Genomic DNA, 519 nt, shown 5'->3' on the forward strand with positions numbered 1-519 from the left:
AGACCTCGACCACGACGCGCGCACCGTCAGCCCGCGCTACACCACACCCGATGCCATCAAACGCGCCGTCGAAGCCCGCGACGGCACGTGTCGCTACCCCCACTGCTCACGAGCAGCACACACCTGCCAAAAAGACCACTGCGTCGACTTCGCCGACGGCGGCCCCACCGCCGCGTTCAACCTCGTCAGCCTGTGCCAACACCACCACAACATCAAAACCGACGGCCGGATCAGCTACATCATCGACCCCGCCACCGACGACGTTGTCTGGCTTTTCGACGACGGCCACTACGAACGCACCGAAGCACACGGGCCCACCGCCGCACAAAACCGCAACTGGGCACAATCCATCGCCCAAGCCATCACCTCGCGTCGCACCCGCGCACGAGAAGAAGCCACCCGCGTCGACGACACAGAACAAGCAGAAATGCAGGAAAAACCGACGAACCTGGACCTGACCGAACCACCACCGTTCTGACCGGCGACGAGCTACCGCGCCACACCCAGATTCTCTCCCGT

The 519-nt window shown here is 63.8% G+C and carries 1 pseudogene; it reads left to right on the forward strand.

Going from position 1 to position 519, the window contains the following annotated elements:
* A pseudogene (locus tag VVR41_RS10710) lies at positions 1–478 on the forward strand (HNH endonuclease signature motif containing protein); the annotation flags it as partial.
* Between the last annotated feature and the right edge of the window lie 41 nt (positions 479–519).

This window comes from Corynebacterium sp. LK2510 (assembly GCF_040946405.1).
GTDB lineage: Bacteria > Actinomycetota > Actinomycetes > Mycobacteriales > Mycobacteriaceae > Corynebacterium.